The sequence below is a fragment of the Vibrio sp. 10N.222.54.E6 genome, assembly GCF_041473955.1.
Classification (GTDB): domain Bacteria; phylum Pseudomonadota; class Gammaproteobacteria; order Enterobacterales; family Vibrionaceae; genus Vibrio; species Vibrio tasmaniensis_A.
Genome location: NZ_JBFRTD010000007.1, coordinates 69,551 through 89,234 on the forward strand (window position 1 = coordinate 69,551; position 19,684 = coordinate 89,234).

Sequence of the window (19,684 nt, forward strand, 5' to 3'; positions counted from 1 at the left end):
GAAGCGTTATTTTTGGTTGAGTTGTGCTAAGAACTTATCCGACTCAGCTATCGCAGCATTCATCTGTGTTATCGCGTAGGCGATGTCTTTTTCTAAGCTCATAAACTCTCCCTGCAATGAACCAACGGCACTCGCATTGAGGTTGTGTTTGAGATAAAGCGTGTTGTCGCGAAGAGTGTTGAGTACCGGATCCATTTTCTTCTCAGCCCGTTTCATCGCTGAAAGCATAGTCTGGTAAGACGATTTGGTTTCACGCAGCTTTTTCTCACTTGAACGACGCAGTGAATCGCTGGTGTAAAGGTCCAACTCTCCCTGCCATTCTGCAAATAGCGCATCCGACACATCTTCAATCGCAGCAATGCGGTCACTGACATTTTGTGCGGCTTTTTCACTGTCTTGGTATTTATCATTAATCTTGTTGTACATGTCTTCAAGGTCGCCGCCACTAAAATTAGTTAGGCTACTCAAAGCTTCAAGTGCGCTAGTAAACTCTTCCTGAGCGTCCTGTTGCGACTCTTTAGCGTCTTCCACTCTATCAACCATAATGTCACGCTTGTGGTAACCCACTTGCTCCATGGCGGAGTAATAAGCTGATTGGCATCCAGTAAGAGTAAAAATAGAGAGGACTATAACTATTAAATAAGGCATCCTAGTTTCCTATAGTTAAATAATATCAATCGTAGTAAATAACTGCTCAACCTAGCTTGTTAAAATGCTCGATAACGGCGTTAGAGTTTTTGATTGTAGAATAACTACTTATCACAAAACTCTGCCTTGTTCTCAAGCCTTTTTCCTACGCTATTTTTGAACATTTACTTACTGTGATTAATATAACGGAATATTAATTAGGACTATGAACGAGTTACCAGGGAGTTACAAGTTGAAGATAAAAAAGGCAGCTACAGGAAGCATCCAGTTTTCCCGCTATCTTCTTACGCGGATGACGCACGATAGAGTTAATGTGAATGCAGGGTACTTGGCGTACATTACTTTGCTCTCGATCGTACCGATGTTGACGGTTTTGCTCTCTATTTTGTCGTCATTTTCAGTTTTTGCTGATGTTGGTTTAGTGATTCAAAACTTCGTTATTACCAACTTTGTTCCCGCTTCCGGGGATGCGGTGCATGGTGCTTTACTGGAGTTTGTTGCTAATACCGGCAAGATGACGGCGGTGGGCAGTGTGTTCTTATTCATTGCCGCTCTGATGCTGATCTCCAATATTGATAAAAACCTAAACTACATCTGGCGAGTAACGGAAAAGCGACGTGCTGTGTTGTCTTTTTCGATGTATTGGATGGTGCTAACACTTGGGCCTATTTTGATCGGAGCGAGCATTGCTGCAACGTCGTATGTGACATCATTAAACTTGTTACAAAACGAAGTCGTGTCGAGTGCTTTTAATACCGTGATTCGCAAGCTCCCTTTGATTACCTCATTCTTTGCGTTTTTCGGTCTGTATCTGTTGGTTCCCAACAAAAAGATTCACTTTTCTCATGCGGCAGCTGGCTCTCTAGTGGCGGCTCTGTTGTTCGAACTCAGCAAGAAAGGCTTTGCAGCTTACATTACTCAGTTTCCGTCTTACCAGTTGATTTATGGCGCATTAGCGGCGATTCCCATTCTTTTTGTTTGGGTCTATTTGTGCTGGTTGATTGTGTTAGTGGGTGCTGAAGTGACGGCCGCGTTGGGCGAGCAGGAACAGTGGAGTGACTCTCAAGAAATGGTACACTCGTCGGATAAAGACAAAATTACAGAGCAAGGAAACAACAGTGATAGCACTGATCCAGAGAGTAAGTGAAGCTGCCGTCCGTGTTGATGGCGAAGTAGTGGGTGAGATTGAGCAAGGCTTATTAGTTCTGTTAGGTGTAGAAAAAGGTGATGACGAAGCCAAAGCCAAACGTTTGATGGAACGAGTGACCACTTATCGTGTCTTTGGAGATGAAGACGATAAAATGAACCTTAACGTGAAGCAGGTAGAAGGTAAGGTATTAGTGGTGTCTCAATTCACTTTGCCAGCTGACACCAAGAAAGGGACACGAGCTGGATTTTCTCGCGGTGCTCACCCAGAAGATGCAGAGCGTCTTTACAACTACTTCTCTGACCAATGTGAATCAGTGTTGCCAACGGAACGTGGCCGATTCGCAGCCGACATGAAAGTGTCTTTGGTTAATGATGGCCCAGTGACATTCTGGCTGCAGGTTTAGGCTTAAAGGAATAAGCATGTTTAAACTCATAACCCCGACCACCGAAAATCAACTGAACAAGTATTACCATTTTCGTTGGCAAATGCTCCGTGAACCTTGGCGAATGCCGGTCGGTTCAGAGCGCGATGAATATGACCCAATGAGTCACCATCGCATGATTGTTGATGGTCGAGGTCGCCCGATGGCGATTGGTCGTCTCTATATCACCCCAGATCTAGAGGGGCAGATTCGCTATATGGCGGTGAAGAACTCTCGCCAAAGCAAAGGCATGGGCTCACTTATCTTGGTTGCGCTAGAGTCACTGGCACGTCAAGAAGGTGCGAAGCGTTTGGTGTGTAATGCTCGTGAAGATGCGATCTCATTCTATGAGAAGAATGAGTTTGAGCGTCGTGGTGAGATTAACGACCAACGTGGGCCTGTGCGTCACCAACAGATGGTAAAACCTCTTGATCCAATGGCTGATGTACTGCGCAAACCAGAATGGTGTAATGAGCTTCAGCAGCGCTGGGAGCATCAGATCCCGATCAGTGACAAGATGGGCATCAAGATTAACCAATACACGGGTTATCAGTTCGAGTGTAGTGCTCAGTTGAATCCAAACCTTAACCCTCATAACACCATGTTTGCTGGCTCAGCCTTTACCTTGGCGACCTTAACCGGTTGGGGTATGACTTGGTTACTAATGAAGGAGCGTGGGTTGACAGGTGATATCGTACTAGCAGATAGTAATATTCGTTACCGTCATCCAGTTGAGCAAAACCCAGTGGCATCCACGTCATTGGATGGGATCAGTGGCGATTTAGATCGCCTCGCGTCTGGAAGAAAAGCTCGTATCATCATTCACGTGACCATTAACAGTGGCGACGTGGAGGCGGTTGAGTTTACGGGAACCTATATGCTGATCCCTGACTACAAAAAGAGATTATCAACAGACTCCAACGTAAGCGTATAGCTGACAATGGCTAGCAGATAAAGATACAGATAGAAGGCGCTACTCTTGTGGAGTGGCGCTTTTTTGTTGGCAGTCGTTAATCTCGGAATACTCAGCTTGGGTGAGCTTTCCTGATATTTGGTGGCATGGGTCGGATAGTGAAATAGAGAGAGTGTGTTGCTCGGTTTTTAGCAAGTCGAGCTCTCCAGAAATTTCGCCATTTAACGTTTGAATCCTTTGTTCGCTTTGCTCTGCTGCCGATGCACCAATAATGTGCACTGGTTCAAGTGTGAAGCGTCCACGGTCAAAATTCGCATTGAGCTCTGGGATTTCAAATACGTTATCAGTCGATGTTTCAGAAAGCTTATCATTAAAGGTCATCACACCTTGGCGAACGCTACCAGTGAGTTGACCTGTTGTGGAATAGCCGAGCATTAATGAATCGCCGTATAAACCCGCAGCTTGAAGTTCAAATTCGCCATAACCGGTTGCGTCGAGCGGTAGTTCAAGTTGCTGTAACATGGGTGCTATCGGTAATCCATCGGCAGAGATCTCTAAGCTCCATGGCTTACTGATTTTGTTGAAGTCGAGTGTTGCGTTGGCTTCAATATAGCCGTGCTTTAGTGGCATAAACAGGCGTGTCAGCGTCCATTTTCCTTGCTCGCTATTCATCTCAACCACTGGCTGTGCGCTAATAATGTTTTGATAGCTGGCATCATTCGCGCTGGCCATCAGCTTTCCTTGCCACAGACCTAGCTTTCTATCCTGTAAAAGTTGAACTTGATACCCCTCGATATGTAATCCTGAGACCTGCCAGTAAGGCTTTTGTGCAAGTTGGATAAGTTGGTTGCGTTCTATGTTAATTCGGCTAATTTCGACATTCTGGAGCTGCGTGAGCCAAGGTATCAAGAGAGTGGCGGGTAGAGGGCTATCTTGGCTTTCCGTAATCCACTTTATACCTTGCAGGTCGAGCTGTGCTAATAGAATGCTGTTAGGGGTTACTTTGCCATTAAGTTGAACAGTGCCCTGTAGGAATTGAGTATAGAAGTCTTCAATCAGAATCTGGTTCGGATCTAAATTGAGCTTGATACTTGGCTCTATGAACATGTCATCATCAATGCTCACTCCCTCTGCTTGCAGAGAGAAAATGGCTCTCTGTTGCTTCCACAGCTCAAAAGGCAGTTGGATATTTTCTAACGAGGCATCAAAAGCTGCGAGGTGGCCATCTTGCCACTCTACATCGCTACGCAGAATATCTAAGCTATTGATGTGATTGATCTGAATACCTGCCACATCCCATTCTTTGCTTAGTAGGCTTTGGGTCTGTTTCTGATTGAGTCGCAAGCCATCGACGGTCACATTCACCAACGACCAATCTTGCTGATACTGCTCTGCTTGACCAGAAATTTTGGCACCACGCCAGTCAAACGAAGCGCCATACAGGGTGCTATCACTTGATTTAAGATCTAGGTCAATCAACAGGTTATCGAACGCTTCGCCTTGCCAATACAGCTGTGAGGCAGAAAGTTGGGTTTTTCCATAAGGTAGAAGTGAGTTGTCGTTGTTCCACGTTGGGTCGGAGATCTGAAGGTCGATGCCTCGCGCGTTAAAGTCTGGGGTTGAAAAGTCGAGATTGTTGATGGCCAGCTGGTGGATCTTAATGCTTGGCTGGGTAAATAAAGAGGTGAGCGTTTCTAGGTCGTCGGCTTCTAACTGTAGGCCACTGATCAAAACAGATTCAAAGACCAGTTTGGCCTCCGTAATCGAGCTGGAGCTGAACCAAAGGTCAATCTTGTCGATATACAGCGGTGTTTGTTTTTCAGGTTGGCTTTGGGTAATGCCCATTAAGGTGATGTGATAAGGCGACTGGTACTCAACATCTTCAATGAGCACAGGTTGTTCAATCGCATGTTTGATAAAAAAGTTAGTAATATCCGTACGGTATTGGGTTTGCAGGCTTAATAGCAATGCTGCGATAGTTGCAACGGCGATAGCCAACGCAATGCCGAACACCATGAATACCTTTTTCATTCCCTGAAAGCCTTAAATTTCAATCGTCTTAAAACAGAGTGGAACAAAAAGGGTCAAGCATCAACAAAAAAGCCCCTCAAAAGAGGGGCTTGCTACAAAAATATCATTTTAAATTGGGCGTTCGCTTTTGGCTTGGCCCGAGCAGATGATTGGGTTAGTCCAGTTGAGGGCCAGCCGCAACCAGTGACTTACCTTCAGCGTTGTCTGTGTACTTATCAAAGTTGTTGATGAAGCGCTCTGCTAGATCTTTCGCTTTGCTTTCCCATTGTAGAGGGTCAGTGTACGTGTCACGTGGATCAAGAATCGCTGGGTCAACATCGTGCAACGCTAGTGGTACTTCTAGGTTAAACATAGGGATAACCTTAGTCTCAGCTTGGTCGATTGAGCCATCTAGGATAGCGTCGATGATGCCACGAGTATCTTGGATTGAGATACGTTTGCCAGTGCCATTCCAACCAGTGTTCACAAGGTAAGCTTCAGCGCCAGCTGCTTCCATACGCTTCACAAGTACTTCAGCGTACTGAGTTGGATGAAGAGTTAGGAATGCCGCCCCAAATGCCGCAGAGAACGTTGGTGTTGGTTCAGTAATACCACGCTCTGTACCTGCTAGTTTCGCAGTGAAGCCAGATAGGAAGTGGTACTTCGTTTGCTCTGGAGTCAGTTTAGAAACAGGTGGTAACACACCAAATGCATCAGCAGTCAGGAAGATAACCTTTTGAGCGTGACCGGCTTTTGATACTGGCTTAACGATGTTGTCGATATGGTGAATCGGGTAAGAAACACGAGTGTTCTCGGTTTTTGAGCCGTCATCAAAATCGATAGAACCATCGCCACGAACCGTTACGTTTTCTAGTAGCGCATCGCGACGGATAGCATTGTAGATTTCAGGTTCTGCTTCTTTAGATAGGCGAATGGTCTTGGCGTAACAACCACCTTCGAAATTGAAGATACCATCGTCATCCCAACCGTGCTCATCATCACCGATTAGCTCACGTTTAGGGTCGGTTGAAAGGGTTGTTTTACCTGTGCCTGATAGACCGAAGAAAATCGCCACATCGCCTTCTTCACCGACGTTAGCACTACAGTGCATTGAAGCAATGCCTTGCAGAGGAAGTAGGTAGTTCATCATTGCGAACATGCCTTTCTTCATCTCACCGCCGTACCAAGTACCACCGATGATTTGAACGCGTTCTGTTAGGTTGAAAGCAACGAAGTTTTCAGAGTTGAGACCCTGCTTTTCCCAGTTAGGGTTAGTTGTTTTAGCACCGTTCATTACCACGAAATCAGGTTCGAACGTTGCTAGCTCTTCGTCTGTTGGACGAATGAACATGTTCTTAACGAAGTGCGCTTGCCATGCTACTTCAGTGATAATACGTACACTTAAGCGCGTATCAGGGTTAGCACCACAGTAACCGTCAATGACAAACAGGCGCTTGCCAGATAGCTGAGTTGTCACAAGCTCTTTAAGCTCATCCCATACTTCAGTTGTAATCGGTTTGTTGTCGTTTTTGCCTTGATCTGACCACCACATGGTATCGCGCGTGGTGTCATCTTTAACAATGTACTTATCTTTTGGTGAGCGGCCAGTAAAGATACCAGTGTCAACCGCAACAGAGCCTAGTTCCGTTACTACGCCTTTTTCGTAGCCTTCCAAACCTGGCAGTGTCTCTTCAACGAATAACTGCTCGTAGCTAGGGTTACGAAGAACTTCAGTAACGCCAGTCAGTCCGTGCTTAGTTAGATCAATTTGTGCAGCCTTAGTATGTTCCATAACGGTCATAGGTGCTCCTTGTAGGATATTTTGTAGGGATTTTGTATTAATTTTTTATTGTTATCTGCTCACCATGCTAGCAACGAGGCTCGGGGGAAACAGGGATATAGCTCAAAAAATATCCATATTAACCATGGGGTTTTAAGCGCCTCATCACATATTGGCCTGACTAGTCTATCCTGTACGCAAACCTTTGCGCTAGAGGAGAGAACATTATTAATTGATTAAAATTAAGAGGTGATTTTATTACGAGATGTTACGGAGTTTGCGATATTTTGATCACAAAAAAGGCCAGCGTAGTGCTGACCTTTTTGGGGTAAATTACGTGTTTTTGGTACGCCGTAAATTAATGAACCGTATTGCTGCCTTTATCTGCCGCTTCTGCATACAGAGCATCAACATCATTCTTGTCGAACGAGTAGTTTGTGCCACAGTAATCGCAGTGTAGAGCAACGCTGCCTTCAGTGCTAAGGATGTCGTAGATCTCTTCTTGAGCGACAGTAATGATAGCGGCACCGCTTCGGTCACGTGAACAACCACAGAAGAATTCAACCGGTTGTGGTGTGAACAGTTGTACTTTCTCTTGGTTGTACAAACGGTAAAGCAGTTCGTTTGCTTCTAGAGTGAATAGCTCTTCATTTTTAACTGTGTCAGTTAGCTGCTCTAGGTGCTCGAAGTCGTCTGGCGTACCAGTGCCGTCTGGCATCACTTGTAGCAACATACCAGCAGCGTGTGCTTTACCTTCATGCTCGCCAGTGCGCAACCATAGACGTGTCTTTAGCTGTTCAGAGTTTGCGAAGTAACCTTCAAGGACTTCAGCTAAAGTGTCACCTTCAAGACCAACGATACCTTGGTAACGCTCACCTTTTTTAGGATCGATAGTGATCACTAGGTGACCTTTACCTATTAGATCGTGCAGGCCAGCGTCGTCGGCAATGTCACCATCAAAGCGAGCAACGCCACGGATCTTCTGATCGTTATCGCCATTGATAACAGCTAGAGATACAGGGCCATCACCTTGCAGTTGCATGGTGATAGAGCCTTCAAACTTTAGAGTCGCTGTTAGTAGCGTCGTTGAAACCAGTAGCTCACCCAACAGCTTTTGTACTGGCGCTGGGTATTCCTTGCTAGAAATAATCTGTTGGTATGCTTCGTCCATCTGTACCAATTCACCACGAACTGATAGGTCTTCAAATAGGTAGCGATTTAAAACATTACTTGTAGACATTGGGTTGGCCATTTGGCTATTCCTTCTAGCTTATTGAGTCTTGAACTTGATGATGTCACGACGTTGCTTTTTATCTGGGCGACGTTCTGGTGCTGGGTTATGAGCGTTCAGTTTACGTTGTGTTGCAAACTCTTCTCTCTTTGCCAAGCTCTCGGTGGTTTCTTCATAGAGGGTTTGAGCTATAGGAGCTCCACCACGATGGGCCGAGATTTTCTCGATTGTCACCGTCTTTTCTTCATTACCTTGGCGCAGGGTAATCACTGCTCCAAGTTCGACAATTTTACTTGGTTTGCTGCGCTGACCATTATAGTGGACTTTGCCACCATCGACCATATTGCGAGCAATAGACCGGGTTTTGTAAAAACGAGCTGCCCACAACCATTTATCGAGTCTGACAGCTTCATTAGTAGTTTTCATATAGGGCTGCGCCTTATTAAGTGAGAAATGAATGCGGTTTAACTGTAATGAACAGTGCGCAACATGCTTTTAATTACATTAAGTAGAAGCTTAAAGTGGAGGCGGTTGGCATTTTTTTCAAGTCATAATACAAAATAGCCATGTAATGCCGCTTTATAGATTTGCTATGATATAGTTCAGGATCTTATGCTTAAATAAGCTTGGTATCGAACGAATGAATAAAAAAGCTGAAAGTTTAATGATTTGCAGCATTTGTCGTCATGAAAAGGGGCAAGGAAAGTGAACTTTTTAGAGCTCAAAAATCGCGCAGGAAATTCTCCTGTGTTGAGCCGCTTATTAGAAAATGGATTTGTACTTCAGCAGAAACTAAGCCTAGCGATGTGTTGTATGTTGATTGCAGCTTCCGCATGGATTTTAGGGCAGCTTGCATGGTTTATTGAACCTGCTGAGCAAACCGTCGTGCCTTGGAAAGCAACAGCTTCATCATTTTCTACTCCTCAATCGACCCTTGATATATCTTCTTTGCAGCGGAGCAACCTTTTTGGTGCCTATAACCCAACCACGCCAGTTGTGGTTGAACAGCAAGTTATCCAAGATGCGCCAAAGACACGATTAAATCTAGTTTTGGTCGGTGCTGTTGCCAGTTCTAATCCAAAACGGAGCTTAGCGGTGATCGCTAATCGCGGTACGCAGGCGACCTACGGAATTAATGAAGAGATAGAAGGCACTAGAGCTAAGCTTAAAGCCGTATTAGTCGACCGTGTCATTATTGATAACTCAGGTCGAGACGAAACCTTGATGCTTGAAGGTATTGAGTACAAGCGTTTAGCTGTCTCAGCCCCTGCGCCACCTCGCGCTTCTTCTTCGGTTCGTGGTAATAACCCTGCTTCAGCAGAGCAAAAGCTAGATGAAATTAAAGCGAAGATAATGAAAGATCCGCAACAAATCTTCCAATATGTTCGACTGTCCCAGGTCAAGCGCGACGATAAAGTGATTGGTTATCGAGTGAGTCCAGGCAAAGATTCAGAACTTTTTAACTCAGTAGGGCTCCAAAACGGAGATATCGCGACTCAGTTAAATGGGCAAGACCTGACAGACCCCGCTGCTATGGGCAACATATTCCGTTCTATCTCAGAGCTGACAGAGCTAAATCTCGTCGTCGAGAGAGATGGTCAACAACATGAAGTGTTTATTGAATTTTAAAACTTTGCGTCTAACGAAGGACGAAAGTGTAGGAGAAGTACGTGAAGCATTGGTTTAAGAAAAGTGCATGGTTATTGGCAGGAAGCTTAATCTGCACACCCGCCGCCATCGCGAGTGATTTTAGTGCCAGCTTTAAAGGCACTGATATCCAAGAGTTTATTAATATTGTTGGCCGTAATCTAGAGAAGACGATCATCGTCGACCCTTCGGTGCGCGGAAAAATCGATGTACGCAGCTACGACGTACTCAATGAAGAGCAATATTACAGCTTCTTCTTAAACGTATTAGAAGTGTACGGCTATGCAGTCGTTGAAATGGACTCAGGTGTTCTTAAGATCATCAAAGCGAAAGATTCTAAAACCTCGGCAATCCCAGTTGTTGGCGACCGTGATTCGATCACAGGCGACAGCGTTGTGACACGTGTTGTGACGGTTCGTAATGTCTCGGTTCGTGAGCTATCTCCTCTGCTTCGTCAACTGAATGACAACGCGGGCGCGGGCAACGTGGTGCACTACGATCCTGCAAATATCATCTTGATTACCGGCCGTGCGGCGGTTGTAAACCGTTTAGCAGAGATCATCAAGCGTGTAGACCAAGCGGGTGATAAAGAGATTGAGGTCGTTGAACTAAAGAATGCTTCCGCCGCGGAGATGGTGCGTATAGTCGATGCACTAAGTAAAACCACAGATGCTAAAAACACCCCTGCCTTCCTACAGCCTAAATTAGTTGCCGATGAGCGTACCAATGCAATTCTTATCTCAGGCGACCCTAAAGTACGCAGTCGTTTAAGAAAGTTGATTGAACAGCTTGATGTGGAAATGGCGACTAAGGGTAACAACCAAGTTATCTACCTTAAATACGCAAAAGCGGAAGACTTAGTCGATGTGCTGAAAGGCGTGTCTGACAATCTGCAATCAGAGAAACAAACATCAACTAAAGGCAGTTCATCGCAGCGAAACCAAGTGATGATTTCCGCTCACAGCGATACTAACTCGTTGGTGATTACCGCACAGCCAGACATCATGAACGCGCTGCAAGACGTGATCGCTCAACTCGATATCCGTCGTGCTCAAGTTTTGATTGAAGCCTTAATTGTTGAAATGGCAGAAGGTGACGGCGTTAACCTAGGTGTGCAGTGGGGCAACCTAGAAACGGGTGCCATGATTCAGTACAGCAATACCGGTGCATCGATTGGCGGTGTGATGGTGGGTCTAGAAGAAGCAAAAGACTCGACAACAACTAAAGCGGTTTACGATAAGGATAATAATTTCCTACGTAATGAAACCACGACAGAAAAGGGTGACTATTCAACGTTAGCATCTGCTCTTTCTGGCGTTAATGGTGCTGCAATGAGTGTGGTTATGGGCGACTGGACTGCCTTAATCAGTGCGGTTGCGACCGATTCAAACTCAAACATTCTGTCTTCTCCAAGTATCACGGTGATGGATAACGGCGAAGCGTCGTTTATCGTTGGTGAAGAGGTGCCCGTTCTAACCGGTTCTACAGCAGGTTCAAGCAACGATAATCCATTCCAAACGGTTGAACGTAAAGAAGTGGGTATTAAGCTAAAAGTCGTGCCGCAAATCAATGAAGGTGACTCGGTTCAACTGCAAATAGAACAAGAAGTATCGAACGTATTAGGGGCAAACGGGGCAGTAGATGTTCGTTTTGCTAAGCGTCAGCTAAATACGTCAGTGATTGTTCAAGATGGTCAAATGCTGGTGTTGGGGGGCTTGATTGACGAGCGTGCACTGGAGAGTGAGTCTAAGGTCCCATTCTTGGGTGATATTCCTGTTCTTGGACACCTGTTCAAATCAACCAGTACTCAGGTTGAGAAAAAGAACCTAATGGTATTTATCAAGCCAACCATTATTCGTGATGGCATGACAGCCGATGGTATCACGCAACGCAAATACAACTTTATCCGTGCTGAGCAACTGTACAAGGCAGAGCAAGGCTTGAAACTAATGGATAACGATAATATTCCAGTACTTCCTAAGTTTGGCGATAGCATGAATCATCCTGCTGAAATCCAAGCCTTCATCGATCAAATGGAAGCAGAATAATGGCTGAATTGGTAGGGGCGGCACGTACTTATCAGCGCTTGCCGTTTAGCTTTGCGAATCGCTACAAGATGGTGTTGGAATATCAGCACCCGGAGCGCGCGCCAGTACTTTATTATGTTGAACCTCTGAAATCGGCGGCGATCATTGAAGTGAGCCGTGTTGTGAAAAATGGCTTCACGCCACAAGCGATCAGCGCAGACGAATTTGATAAAAAACTGACGGACGCGTATCAGCGTGACTCGTCGGAAGCTCGACAGTTAATGGAAGATATTGGTGCCGACAATGACGACTTTTTCTCGTTAGCGGAAGAGTTGCCACAAGACGAAGACTTGCTTGAATCAGAAGACGACGCACCGATCATCAAGTTAATTAATGCGATGTTGGGTGAGGCGATTAAAGAAGGCGCTTCGGATATTCATATCGAAACCTTCGAAAAGTCACTGTCTATCCGTTTCCGTATTGATGGCGTGTTACGTGATGTGTTGGCGCCGAGCCGTAAACTGGCTCCGCTGTTGGTTTCGCGTGTAAAGGTTATGGCTAAATTGGATATTGCGGAAAAACGCGTGCCACAAGATGGTCGTATTTCTCTGCGTATCGGTGGCCGAGCGGTTGATGTGCGTGTATCTACCATGCCTTCTTCACACGGTGAACGTGTGGTAATGCGTCTGTTGGATAAAAACGCCACTCGTCTAGATCTACACAGTTTGGGTATGACGGCAGAGAACCACGAGAACTTCCGTAAACTTATTCAGCGCCCACACGGTATTATCTTGGTTACCGGTCCTACGGGTTCGGGTAAATCAACGACCTTGTACGCTGGCCTGCAAGAACTCAACAGTAACGAACGCAACATCCTTACCGTTGAAGATCCAATCGAATTTGATATTGATGGTATTGGTCAAACACAGGTAAACCCTAAGGTTGATATGACCTTTGCGCGCGGCTTACGCGCCATTCTTCGTCAAGACCCGGATGTGGTAATGATTGGTGAGATCCGTGATTTAGAGACTGCTGAGATCGCTGTTCAAGCCTCTTTGACGGGTCACTTAGTCATGTCGACTCTTCACACCAATACGGCAATCGGTGCGATCACGCGTCTGCGTGATATGGGCATTGAACCTTTCTTGATCTCTTCTTCTCTGCTGGGTGTTTTGGCTCAGCGCTTGGTTCGTACTCTGTGTAACGACTGTAAAGAACCTTACGAAGCCGATAAAGAACAGAAAAAGCTGTTTGGTATGAAGAAGAAAGAGAGCCTCACACTTTACCATGCAAAAGGTTGTGAAGAGTGTGGCCATAAAGGTTATCGAGGTCGTACCGGTATTCATGAGCTACTGATGATTGACGATTCGGTACAAGAGCTGATTCACAGTGAAGCTGGAGAACAGGCAATTGAGAAAGCGATTCGTGGCACAACCCCAAGTATTCGAGATGATGGCTTGAGCAAAGTTCTGAAAGGGGTAACTTCCTTAGAAGAAGTGATGCGAGTGACTAAGGAAGTCTAGTATGGCGGCATTTGAATACAAAGCGCTGGATGCCAAAGGTAAGAGCAAAAAGGGTTCGATTGAAGCGGATAATGCTCGTCAGGCTCGCCAACGTTTAAAAGAACAAGGTTTAATGCCGGTTGAGATGACCGAAGCTAAGGCGAAAAATGCGAAAGGTACTCAGCCTTCGACCAGCTTTAAGCGTGGTATCAGTACGCCAGATCTTGCGTTGATTACTCGTCAAATATCCACGCTCGTTCAATCAGGTATGCCGCTAGAAGAGTGCTTGAAAGCGGTAGCTGAGCAGTCTGAAAAGCCACGTATTCGAACTATGTTACTGGCAGTCCGATCTAAAGTGACAGAAGGTTATTCGCTAGCGGATAGCTTGTCTGATTATCCACACATCTTCGATGAACTGTTTAGGGCCATGGTTGCGGCGGGTGAGAAGTCTGGTCACTTAGATGCGGTATTGGAGCGACTGGCCGATTACGCAGAAAATCGTCAGAAGATGCGCTCTAAGCTGCTACAAGCGATGATCTACCCTGTGGTGCTGGTGGTGTTTGCGGTGACGATTGTTTCGTTCCTGTTGGCAACCGTGGTACCTAAGATCGTCGAGCCTATTATCCAAATGGGCCAAGAGCTTCCTCAGTCGACACAATTTTTATTGGCATCGAGTGAATTTATCCAGAATTGGGGCATCCAATTACTGTTGTTGATCATTGGTGTGATTGTGTTGATTAAGACCGCGCTAAAAAAGCCGGGTGTTCGCATGAACTGGGATCGCAAACTATTAAGTATTCCGCTGATCGGCAAGATTGCGAAAGGGATCAATACCTCTCGTTTTGCACGAACACTCTCAATTTGTACCTCGAGTGCGATTCCAATCCTTGAAGGGATGAAGGTCGCGGTTGATGTGATGTCGAATCAACATGTGAAACAACAAGTATTACAGGCTTCAGACAGTGTTAGAGAAGGCGCAAGCCTACGTAAAGCGTTGGATCAAACCAAACTCTTTCCACCGATGATGCTGCATATGATTGCCAGTGGTGAGCAGAGTGGTCAGTTGGAACAGATGCTGACAAGAGCGGCAGACAACCAAGACCAAAGCTTTGAGTCGACGGTCAATATCGCGTTAGGCATTTTCACCCCAGCGCTTATCGCGTTGATGGCCGGTTTGGTGCTGTTTATCGTGATGGCGACACTGATGCCGATGCTTGAAATGAACAATTTAATGAGTGGATAACGTATTGCTCATCAGACGTTAGTTTTTGGATTATCGAGAAGAAGGGCATTATTACCTTCAACTCGCTATCTGTAATTTGGAGAAAATAATGAAAAATAAAATGAAAAAACAGTCAGGCTTTACTCTATTGGAAGTGATGGTTGTTGTGGTTATTCTTGGTGTTTTAGCTAGCTTTGTTGTTCCTAACCTTTTGGGTAACAAAGAGAAGGCGGATCAACAGAAAGCCATCACGGATATCGTGGCGCTAGAGAACGCGCTAGATATGTACAAACTGGATAACAGTGTTTACCCAACAACGGATCAAGGCCTTGATGGATTGGTTTCTAAGCCAAACAGTCCAGAGCCTCGTAACTACCGTGACGGTGGCTACATTAAGCGTCTGCCTAACGACCCATGGGGCAATGAGTACCAATACCTAAGCCCAGGTGATAACGGTACTATCGATATCTTTACGCTTGGTGCTGACGGCCAAGAAGGTGGTGAAGGTATCGCTGCGGATATCGGTAACTGGAACATGCAAGATTTCCAATAAGCTTCGGTTTATTGTCGCTTGATAAGTTCCTGTTGGTTGAACAGTTCGTGTTAGTTGATACGTTATTGATGGTAAGACGTATACAGATGGAGTCTCCAAGGTGAAAACTAAGCAAACACAGCCAGGTTTCACCTTGATTGAGATTCTTTTGGTGTTGGTATTACTGTCAGTAACTGCGGTCGCGGTGATAGCGACTATTCCGACCAATAGCAAAGATGTCGCCAAAAAATACGCTCAAAGCTTTTATCAACGAGTTCAATTACTCAATGAAGAGGCTATTTTGAGTGGCTTGGATTTTGGCGTTCGGGTTGATGAAAAGAAATCGACTTACGTTCTGATGGCGCTTAAGTCAGAAGGTTGGCAAGAAGTCGAATTTGAAAAAATCCCCTCTTCAACTGAATTACCGGAAGAACTCGCGTTGTCACTGACTTTAGGTGGTGGCGCATGGGAAGACGATGATCGTTTGTTCAATCCCGGAAGCTTGTTTGATGAAGATATGTTTGCGGATCTTGAAGAGACAAAAAAGCCCAAGCCACCTCAGATATACATTTTGTCGAGTGCTGAAATGACGCCATTTGTATTGTCGTTTTATCCAAATACCGGAGACACCATACAAGATGGTTGGCGTATTCGCGTGTTGGATAATGGTGTGATTCGACTGCTAGAGCCGGGAGAAGAAGATGAAGAGGAATAACCGTTCTCCTTCTCGTGGTATGCCTCTTGGTTCTCGAGGAATGACTCTGCTTGAAGTATTAGTTGCGCTTGCTATCTTCGCTACGGCGGCGATCAGTGTGATTCGTGCTGTCACCCAACACATTAATACCCTCAGTTATTTAGAAGAAAAAACCTTCGCGGCGATGGTTGTTGATAACCAGATGGCCTTAGTCATGCTGCATCCTGAGAAGCTTAAAAAAGCGCAGGGCACGCAAGAGTTAGCGGGAAGAGAGTGGTTCTGGAAGGTGACTCCCATCGATACCAGCGATAATTTATTAAAGGCGTTTGATGTGAGTGCAGCAACCAGTAAGAAAGCTTCTCCAGTGGTCACGGTGCGCAGTTATGTGGTCAATTAAAAGCGTGTCGTTAGCTAAGAGCAAGTCGCCAAGCGAGAGCATGTCCGCCAATAAGCGAGAGCCTCGTAAACAAGGTCTATCTTCAAAAGGGAGAGGCTTTACTTTAATCGAAGTTTTGGTTTCGATTGCCATCTTTTCCACGTTAAGCATGGCGGCTTATCAGGTGGTAAATCAGGTCCAACGAAGCAACGAACTCTCTATTGAGCGCAGTGCTCGTTTAAATCAACTGCAACGCAGTTTAGTCATTTTAGATAATGATTTTCGCCAGATGGCGGTACGACAATTTCGTACCAATGGTGAAGAAGCATCATCTAAGCTGATCCTAATGAAAGAGTATTTACTGGATTCCGACAGTGTTGGCATCATGTTTACTCGCCTTGGTTGGCACAACCCACAGCAGCAGTTCCCTCGCGGAGAAGTCACCAAAGTAGGCTACCGCATAAAAGAGGAAACGCTTGAGCGTGTATGGTGGCGTTACCCCGATACACCTGCCGGTCAACAAGGTGTGATTACTCCTCTGGTTGATGATGTTGAGAACCTGGAGTTCGAGTTTTATGACGGAAGCCGCTGGGGCAAAGAGTGGCAAACCGATAAATCACTGCCTAAAGCGGTGAGACTTAAGCTGACACTGAAAGATTACGGTGAGATAGAACGTGTTTATCTCACACCAAGTGGCGCCTTAGATCAGGTCGATGATTCTTCAAACAGTGACTCTTCAGGCAGTAATGAGGGGAATAATGATTCATCAAACTAATAAGCCTGCACTGACAAAATCTGCTGTGGGGCGTAAACAGCGTGGTGTCGCGCTGATCATTATTCTGATGCTTTTGGCGATCATGGCAACCATAGCTGGCAGTATGTCGGAGCGTCTGTTTACGCAATTCAAACGCGTTGGCAATCAACTGAATTACCAACAGGCTTACTGGTATAGCATTGGTGTAGAAGCACTTGTCCAAGACGGTATTAGGCAAAGTTATAAAGATAGTGATACGGTGAACTTAAGCCAGCCATGGGCGTTAGAGGAGCAGGTATACCCATTGGATTATGGCCAAGTTAAAGGGCGTATCGTTGATGCGCAGGCTTGTTTCAATCTTAATGCGCTCGCTGGGATTACGACGACATCAAGTAACCAACCCCCTTATTTAGTGAAGGTTTGGCAAACCTTACTGGAAAACCAAAATGTGGAGCCTTATCAGGCTGAGGTTATCGCAAATTCAAGTTGGGAATTTCTGGACTCTGATACTCGAGCCACCTCTTCTACGGGGGTAGAAGACAGCACTTATGAGGCGATGAAGCCAGCTTATTTGGCGGCGAATGGCTTAATAGCAGATGAATCGGAGCTGCGAGCCGTTTATCAGGTCTCTGGTGAGGCAATGGAAAAGGTACATCCATTTATTTGCGCTTTGCCCACTGATGATTTCCGATTAAACGTGAATACCATCTCGGAAAAGCAGGCATCTTTACTGGAAGCAATGTTTGCACCCGGTCTAAGTGAATCGGACGCCAAACAGCTGATAGACAAGCGCCCATTTGATGGCTGGGATTCGGTGGATGCGTTTATGGCTGAGCCTGCTATTGTTGGTGTGAGTGCAGAAGTCAGCAAACAAGCGAAAGCATATTTAACTGTAGATAGCGCCTATTTTGAGCTAGATGCAGAGGTATTAGTTGAGCAGTCTCGTGTACGTATACGAACGCTTTTCTATAGTAGTAATAGAGAAACAGTGACGGTAGTACGCCGTCGTTTTGGAGGAATCCGTGAGCGAGTTTCTGACCGTTCGACTGAGTAGCGAGCCACAAAGCCCAGTGCAGTGGTTGGTTTGGTCGACAAGCCAACAAGAAGTGATAGCAAGTGGTGAGCTGTCTAGCTGGGATCAGCTTGATGAGTTAACGCCTTACGCTGAAAAGCGTAGCTGTATCGCTTTATTGCCGGGAAATGAGTGCTTAATTAAGCGTGTTGAAATTCCGAAAGGTGCTGCTCGCCAGTTCGACTCTATGCTGCCATTTTTGTTAGAAGACGAAGTGGCACAAGATATCGAAGACTTACATCTAACCATTTTAGATAAAGATGCAACGCACGCTACTGTGTGTGGTGTAGATCGCGAGTGGTTAAAACAAGCTTTAGACCAGTTTCGCAAAGCCAATATTATTTTCCGTAAGGTGCTACCAGATACACTAGCCGTGCCTGTTGAAGATCAAGGCATCAGTGCATTGCAAATCGACCAGCATTGGCTATTACGTCAAGGTCACTCTCAACGTCAAGGTAACTATCAAGCCGTATCAATCAGCGAAGCATGGTTAGCGATGTTTTTGCAAAGTGATTGGGTTGTGGCTGACGACGAAGACCAACCTACGACTATCTTCAGCTATACCGCAATGCCGAGCGACGATGTACAGCAGCAAAGCGGTATGGAATGGCAAGCAAAGCCTGCGGAATTGGTGATGTCCTTATTGAGCCAACAAGCGATCACCAGCGGCGTAAATTTACTGACGGGCACCTTTAAAACCAAATCTTCTTTCAGTAAATATTGGCGTGTATGGCAGAAGGTGGCGATCGCTGCTTGCTTGCTGGTGGCCGTGATTGTGACTCAACAAGTGTTGAAGGTGCAGCAATACGAAGCACAAGCACAAGCCTATCGCATGGAGAGTGAGCGTATCTTTAGAGCCGTTCTGCCAGGTAAACAACGAATTCCGACAGTAAGCTACCTTAAACGTCAGATGAATGACGAAGCTAAGAAATACGGTGGCTCAGGCGATGGTGACTCCTTACTTGGTTGGTTAGCATTGCTGCCAGAAACGTTAGGACAAGTGAAATCGATCGAAGTCGAAAGCATTCGCTATGATGGCAATCGTTCTGAAGTTCGATTACAAGCTAAAAGCGCTGATTTTCAACATTTTGAGACGGCTAAAGTGAAACTTGAAGAGAAGTTTTCCGTTGAACAAGGGCCATTGAACCGTAATGGCGATGCCGTATTTGGTAGTTTTACCCTTAAGCCCCGTCAGTAACTGCGCAAGGAGATCAGTGATGAGAAATATAATTGAACCACTCCAAGCGTGGTGGACTTCAATAAGTCAAAGAGAGCAACGATTAGTCGTTGGTTGCTCAATTTTATTGGTAGTAGGTATCATTTATTGGGGGCTAATACAGCCCCTCAGTCAGCGAGCTGAACTGGCACAGAATCGCATTCAAAGTGAAAAACAACTACTGGCTTGGGTTACTAATAAAGCCAATGAAGTGGTTGAACTAAGAGGCAATGGTGGCATTAGTGCTAGTCAGCCTTTGAATCAATCCGTGCCTGCATCTATGCGTCGCTTCAAGATCGAATTGATACGAGTGCAACCACGTGGCGAGATGCTGCAAGTGTGGATTAAACCTTTGCCATTTAATCAATTTGTTGATTGGCTGACATACCTGAAAGAAAAGCAGGGTGTTGAGGTTGAGTTTATGGATATTGATCGCTCTGATAGCCTTGGGGTTATTGACGTCAACCGACTACAGTTTAAATGAGGTTA

General features: G+C 45.6%; 19 protein-coding genes. 14 read left to right on the forward strand and 5 right to left on the reverse strand.

The annotated features are described in order from the left end of the window. Window positions 1-6: 6 nt before the first annotated feature. Window positions 7-648 carry a DUF2959 domain-containing protein gene (locus AB4513_RS02685; RefSeq protein ID WP_017099568.1) on the reverse strand — a complete coding sequence of 214 codons (642 nt, stop codon included), beginning with the start codon at window positions 646-648 and terminating at the stop codon, window positions 7-9. A 205-nt stretch (window positions 649-853) separates the two neighbouring features. Between AB4513_RS02685 and AB4513_RS02690 the strand changes: the two genes are divergently transcribed. The 3 genes from AB4513_RS02690 to AB4513_RS02700 are packed head-to-tail and all read left to right on the forward strand — an operon-like array spanning window position 854 to window position 3,153. After that, window positions 854-1,795, forward strand: coding sequence for a virulence factor BrkB family protein (locus AB4513_RS02690; protein WP_012603002.1), 942 nt, complete (start codon window positions 854-856; stop codon window positions 1,793-1,795). After that, a complete protein-coding gene (gene dtd / locus AB4513_RS02695) occupies window positions 1,767-2,201 on the forward strand; it encodes a D-aminoacyl-tRNA deacylase (protein ID WP_004735590.1) in 435 nt (144 codons plus the stop codon). The genes AB4513_RS02690 and dtd overlap by 29 nt, the downstream gene beginning before the upstream one ends. A 16-nt stretch (window positions 2,202-2,217) precedes the next feature. After that, the gene (locus AB4513_RS02700) at window positions 2,218-3,153 is read left to right on the forward strand and encodes a bifunctional GNAT family N-acetyltransferase/hotdog fold thioesterase (RefSeq protein ID WP_009848032.1); all 936 of its coding nucleotides are present in this window, start codon (window positions 2,218-2,220) and stop codon (window positions 3,151-3,153) included. A gap of 39 nt (window positions 3,154-3,192) precedes the next feature. On the opposite strand, the gene AB4513_RS02705 is transcribed toward AB4513_RS02700, so the two are convergent. The 4 genes from AB4513_RS02705 to hslR all read right to left on the reverse strand — a co-directional run bounded on the left by AB4513_RS02705 (window position 3,193) and on the right by hslR (window position 8,579). After that, window positions 3,193-5,163, reverse strand: a complete 1,971-nt coding sequence (locus AB4513_RS02705; RefSeq protein ID WP_102257544.1) for an AsmA family protein — start codon at window positions 5,161-5,163, stop codon at window positions 3,193-3,195. Window positions 5,164-5,317: 154 nt separating this feature from the next. After that, on the reverse strand, window positions 5,318-6,943 hold the full coding sequence (pckA, locus tag AB4513_RS02710; RefSeq protein WP_009848030.1) for a phosphoenolpyruvate carboxykinase (ATP): 1,626 nt from the start codon (window positions 6,941-6,943) through the stop codon (window positions 5,318-5,320). A gap of 337 nt (window positions 6,944-7,280) precedes the next feature. Then, window positions 7,281-8,174 carry an Hsp33 family molecular chaperone HslO gene (gene hslO, locus AB4513_RS02715; protein WP_009848029.1) on the reverse strand — a complete coding sequence of 298 codons (894 nt, stop codon included), beginning with the start codon at window positions 8,172-8,174 and terminating at the stop codon, window positions 7,281-7,283. 18 nt (window positions 8,175-8,192) lie between these two features. Next, window positions 8,193-8,579 (reverse strand): ribosome-associated heat shock protein Hsp15, encoded by a 387-nt coding sequence (gene hslR / locus AB4513_RS02720; protein WP_009848028.1) that lies wholly within the window; start codon window positions 8,577-8,579, stop codon window positions 8,193-8,195. A 279-nt stretch (window positions 8,580-8,858) separates the two neighbouring features. Between hslR and gspC the strand changes: the two genes are divergently transcribed. From gspC to AB4513_RS02775, 11 genes are all read left to right on the forward strand, one after another. After that, the gene (gene gspC / locus AB4513_RS02725; protein ID WP_009848027.1) at window positions 8,859-9,782 is read left to right on the forward strand and encodes a type II secretion system protein GspC; all 924 of its coding nucleotides are present in this window, start codon (window positions 8,859-8,861) and stop codon (window positions 9,780-9,782) included. Window positions 9,783-9,823: 41 nt separating this feature from the next. Then, window positions 9,824-11,848: a type II secretion system secretin GspD gene (gspD, locus tag AB4513_RS02730; RefSeq protein WP_009848026.1), complete on the forward strand. Its 2,025-nt coding sequence runs from the start codon at window positions 9,824-9,826 to the stop codon at window positions 11,846-11,848. After that, window positions 11,848-13,350: a type II secretion system ATPase GspE gene (gspE, locus tag AB4513_RS02735; protein ID WP_009848025.1), complete on the forward strand. Its 1,503-nt coding sequence runs from the start codon at window positions 11,848-11,850 to the stop codon at window positions 13,348-13,350. The genes gspD and gspE overlap by 1 nt, the downstream gene beginning before the upstream one ends. Window position 13,351: 1 nt before the next feature. Beyond that, a complete protein-coding gene (gene gspF / locus AB4513_RS02740; RefSeq protein ID WP_017099562.1) occupies window positions 13,352-14,572 on the forward strand; it encodes a type II secretion system inner membrane protein GspF in 1,221 nt (406 codons plus the stop codon). Between the two features lie 88 nt (window positions 14,573-14,660). Continuing rightward, window positions 14,661-15,104 (forward strand): type II secretion system major pseudopilin GspG, encoded by a 444-nt coding sequence (gene gspG, locus AB4513_RS02745; protein ID WP_017102442.1) that lies wholly within the window; start codon window positions 14,661-14,663, stop codon window positions 15,102-15,104. Between the two features lie 100 nt (window positions 15,105-15,204). Next, window positions 15,205-15,798: a type II secretion system minor pseudopilin GspH gene (gspH, locus tag AB4513_RS02750; protein ID WP_102257545.1), complete on the forward strand. Its 594-nt coding sequence runs from the start codon at window positions 15,205-15,207 to the stop codon at window positions 15,796-15,798. Then, complete coding sequence (gene gspI / locus AB4513_RS02755) at window positions 15,785-16,174, forward strand: type II secretion system minor pseudopilin GspI (RefSeq protein WP_076667666.1); 390 nt, start codon at window positions 15,785-15,787, stop codon at window positions 16,172-16,174. Before gspH ends, gspI begins: the two co-directional genes overlap by 14 nt. Further along, window positions 16,161-16,928, forward strand: a complete 768-nt coding sequence (gene gspJ, locus AB4513_RS02760; RefSeq protein WP_102257546.1) for a type II secretion system minor pseudopilin GspJ — start codon at window positions 16,161-16,163, stop codon at window positions 16,926-16,928. Before gspI ends, gspJ begins: the two co-directional genes overlap by 14 nt. Further along, on the forward strand, window positions 16,912-17,961 hold the full coding sequence (gene gspK, locus AB4513_RS02765) for a type II secretion system minor pseudopilin GspK (RefSeq protein WP_102257547.1): 1,050 nt from the start codon (window positions 16,912-16,914) through the stop codon (window positions 17,959-17,961). Before gspJ ends, gspK begins: the two co-directional genes overlap by 17 nt. Next, the gene (gene gspL / locus AB4513_RS02770) at window positions 17,930-19,177 is read left to right on the forward strand and encodes a type II secretion system protein GspL (protein WP_102249014.1); all 1,248 of its coding nucleotides are present in this window, start codon (window positions 17,930-17,932) and stop codon (window positions 19,175-19,177) included. Before gspK ends, gspL begins: the two co-directional genes overlap by 32 nt. A 19-nt stretch (window positions 19,178-19,196) precedes the next feature. Continuing rightward, window positions 19,197-19,679 carry a type II secretion system protein M gene (locus AB4513_RS02775; RefSeq protein WP_102257548.1) on the forward strand — a complete coding sequence of 161 codons (483 nt, stop codon included), beginning with the start codon at window positions 19,197-19,199 and terminating at the stop codon, window positions 19,677-19,679. Window positions 19,680-19,684 lie beyond the last annotated feature (5 nt).

What these genes read in the sequence shown, in the direction of transcription:
- AB4513_RS02685 (WP_017099568.1), bottom strand. Translation starts at nt 648, where the DNA reads ATGCCTTATTTAATAGTTATAGTCCTCTCTATTTTTACTCTTACTGGA.
- AB4513_RS02690 (WP_012603002.1), top strand. Translation starts at nt 854, where the DNA reads ATGAACGAGTTACCAGGGAGTTACAAGTTGAAGATAAAAAAGGCAGCT.
- AB4513_RS02700 (WP_009848032.1), top strand. Translation starts at nt 2,218, where the DNA reads ATGTTTAAACTCATAACCCCGACCACCGAAAATCAACTGAACAAGTAT.
- AB4513_RS02705 (WP_102257544.1), bottom strand. Translation starts at nt 5,163, where the DNA reads ATGAAAAAGGTATTCATGGTGTTCGGCATTGCGTTGGCTATCGCCGTT.
- pckA (WP_009848030.1), bottom strand. Translation starts at nt 6,943, where the DNA reads ATGACCGTTATGGAACATACTAAGGCTGCACAAATTGATCTAACTAAG.
- hslO (WP_009848029.1), bottom strand. Translation starts at nt 8,174, where the DNA reads ATGGCCAACCCAATGTCTACAAGTAATGTTTTAAATCGCTACCTATTT.
- hslR (WP_009848028.1), bottom strand. Translation starts at nt 8,579, where the DNA reads ATGAAAACTACTAATGAAGCTGTCAGACTCGATAAATGGTTGTGGGCA.
- gspE (WP_009848025.1), top strand. Translation starts at nt 11,848, where the DNA reads ATGGCTGAATTGGTAGGGGCGGCACGTACTTATCAGCGCTTGCCGTTT.
- gspF (WP_017099562.1), top strand. Translation starts at nt 13,352, where the DNA reads ATGGCGGCATTTGAATACAAAGCGCTGGATGCCAAAGGTAAGAGCAAA.
- gspG (WP_017102442.1), top strand. Translation starts at nt 14,661, where the DNA reads ATGAAAAATAAAATGAAAAAACAGTCAGGCTTTACTCTATTGGAAGTG.
- gspI (WP_076667666.1), top strand. Translation starts at nt 15,785, where the DNA reads ATGAAGAGGAATAACCGTTCTCCTTCTCGTGGTATGCCTCTTGGTTCT.
- gspJ (WP_102257546.1), top strand. Translation starts at nt 16,161, where the DNA reads ATGTGGTCAATTAAAAGCGTGTCGTTAGCTAAGAGCAAGTCGCCAAGC.
- gspK (WP_102257547.1), top strand. Translation starts at nt 16,912, where the DNA reads ATGATTCATCAAACTAATAAGCCTGCACTGACAAAATCTGCTGTGGGG.
- AB4513_RS02775 (WP_102257548.1), top strand. Translation starts at nt 19,197, where the DNA reads ATGAGAAATATAATTGAACCACTCCAAGCGTGGTGGACTTCAATAAGT.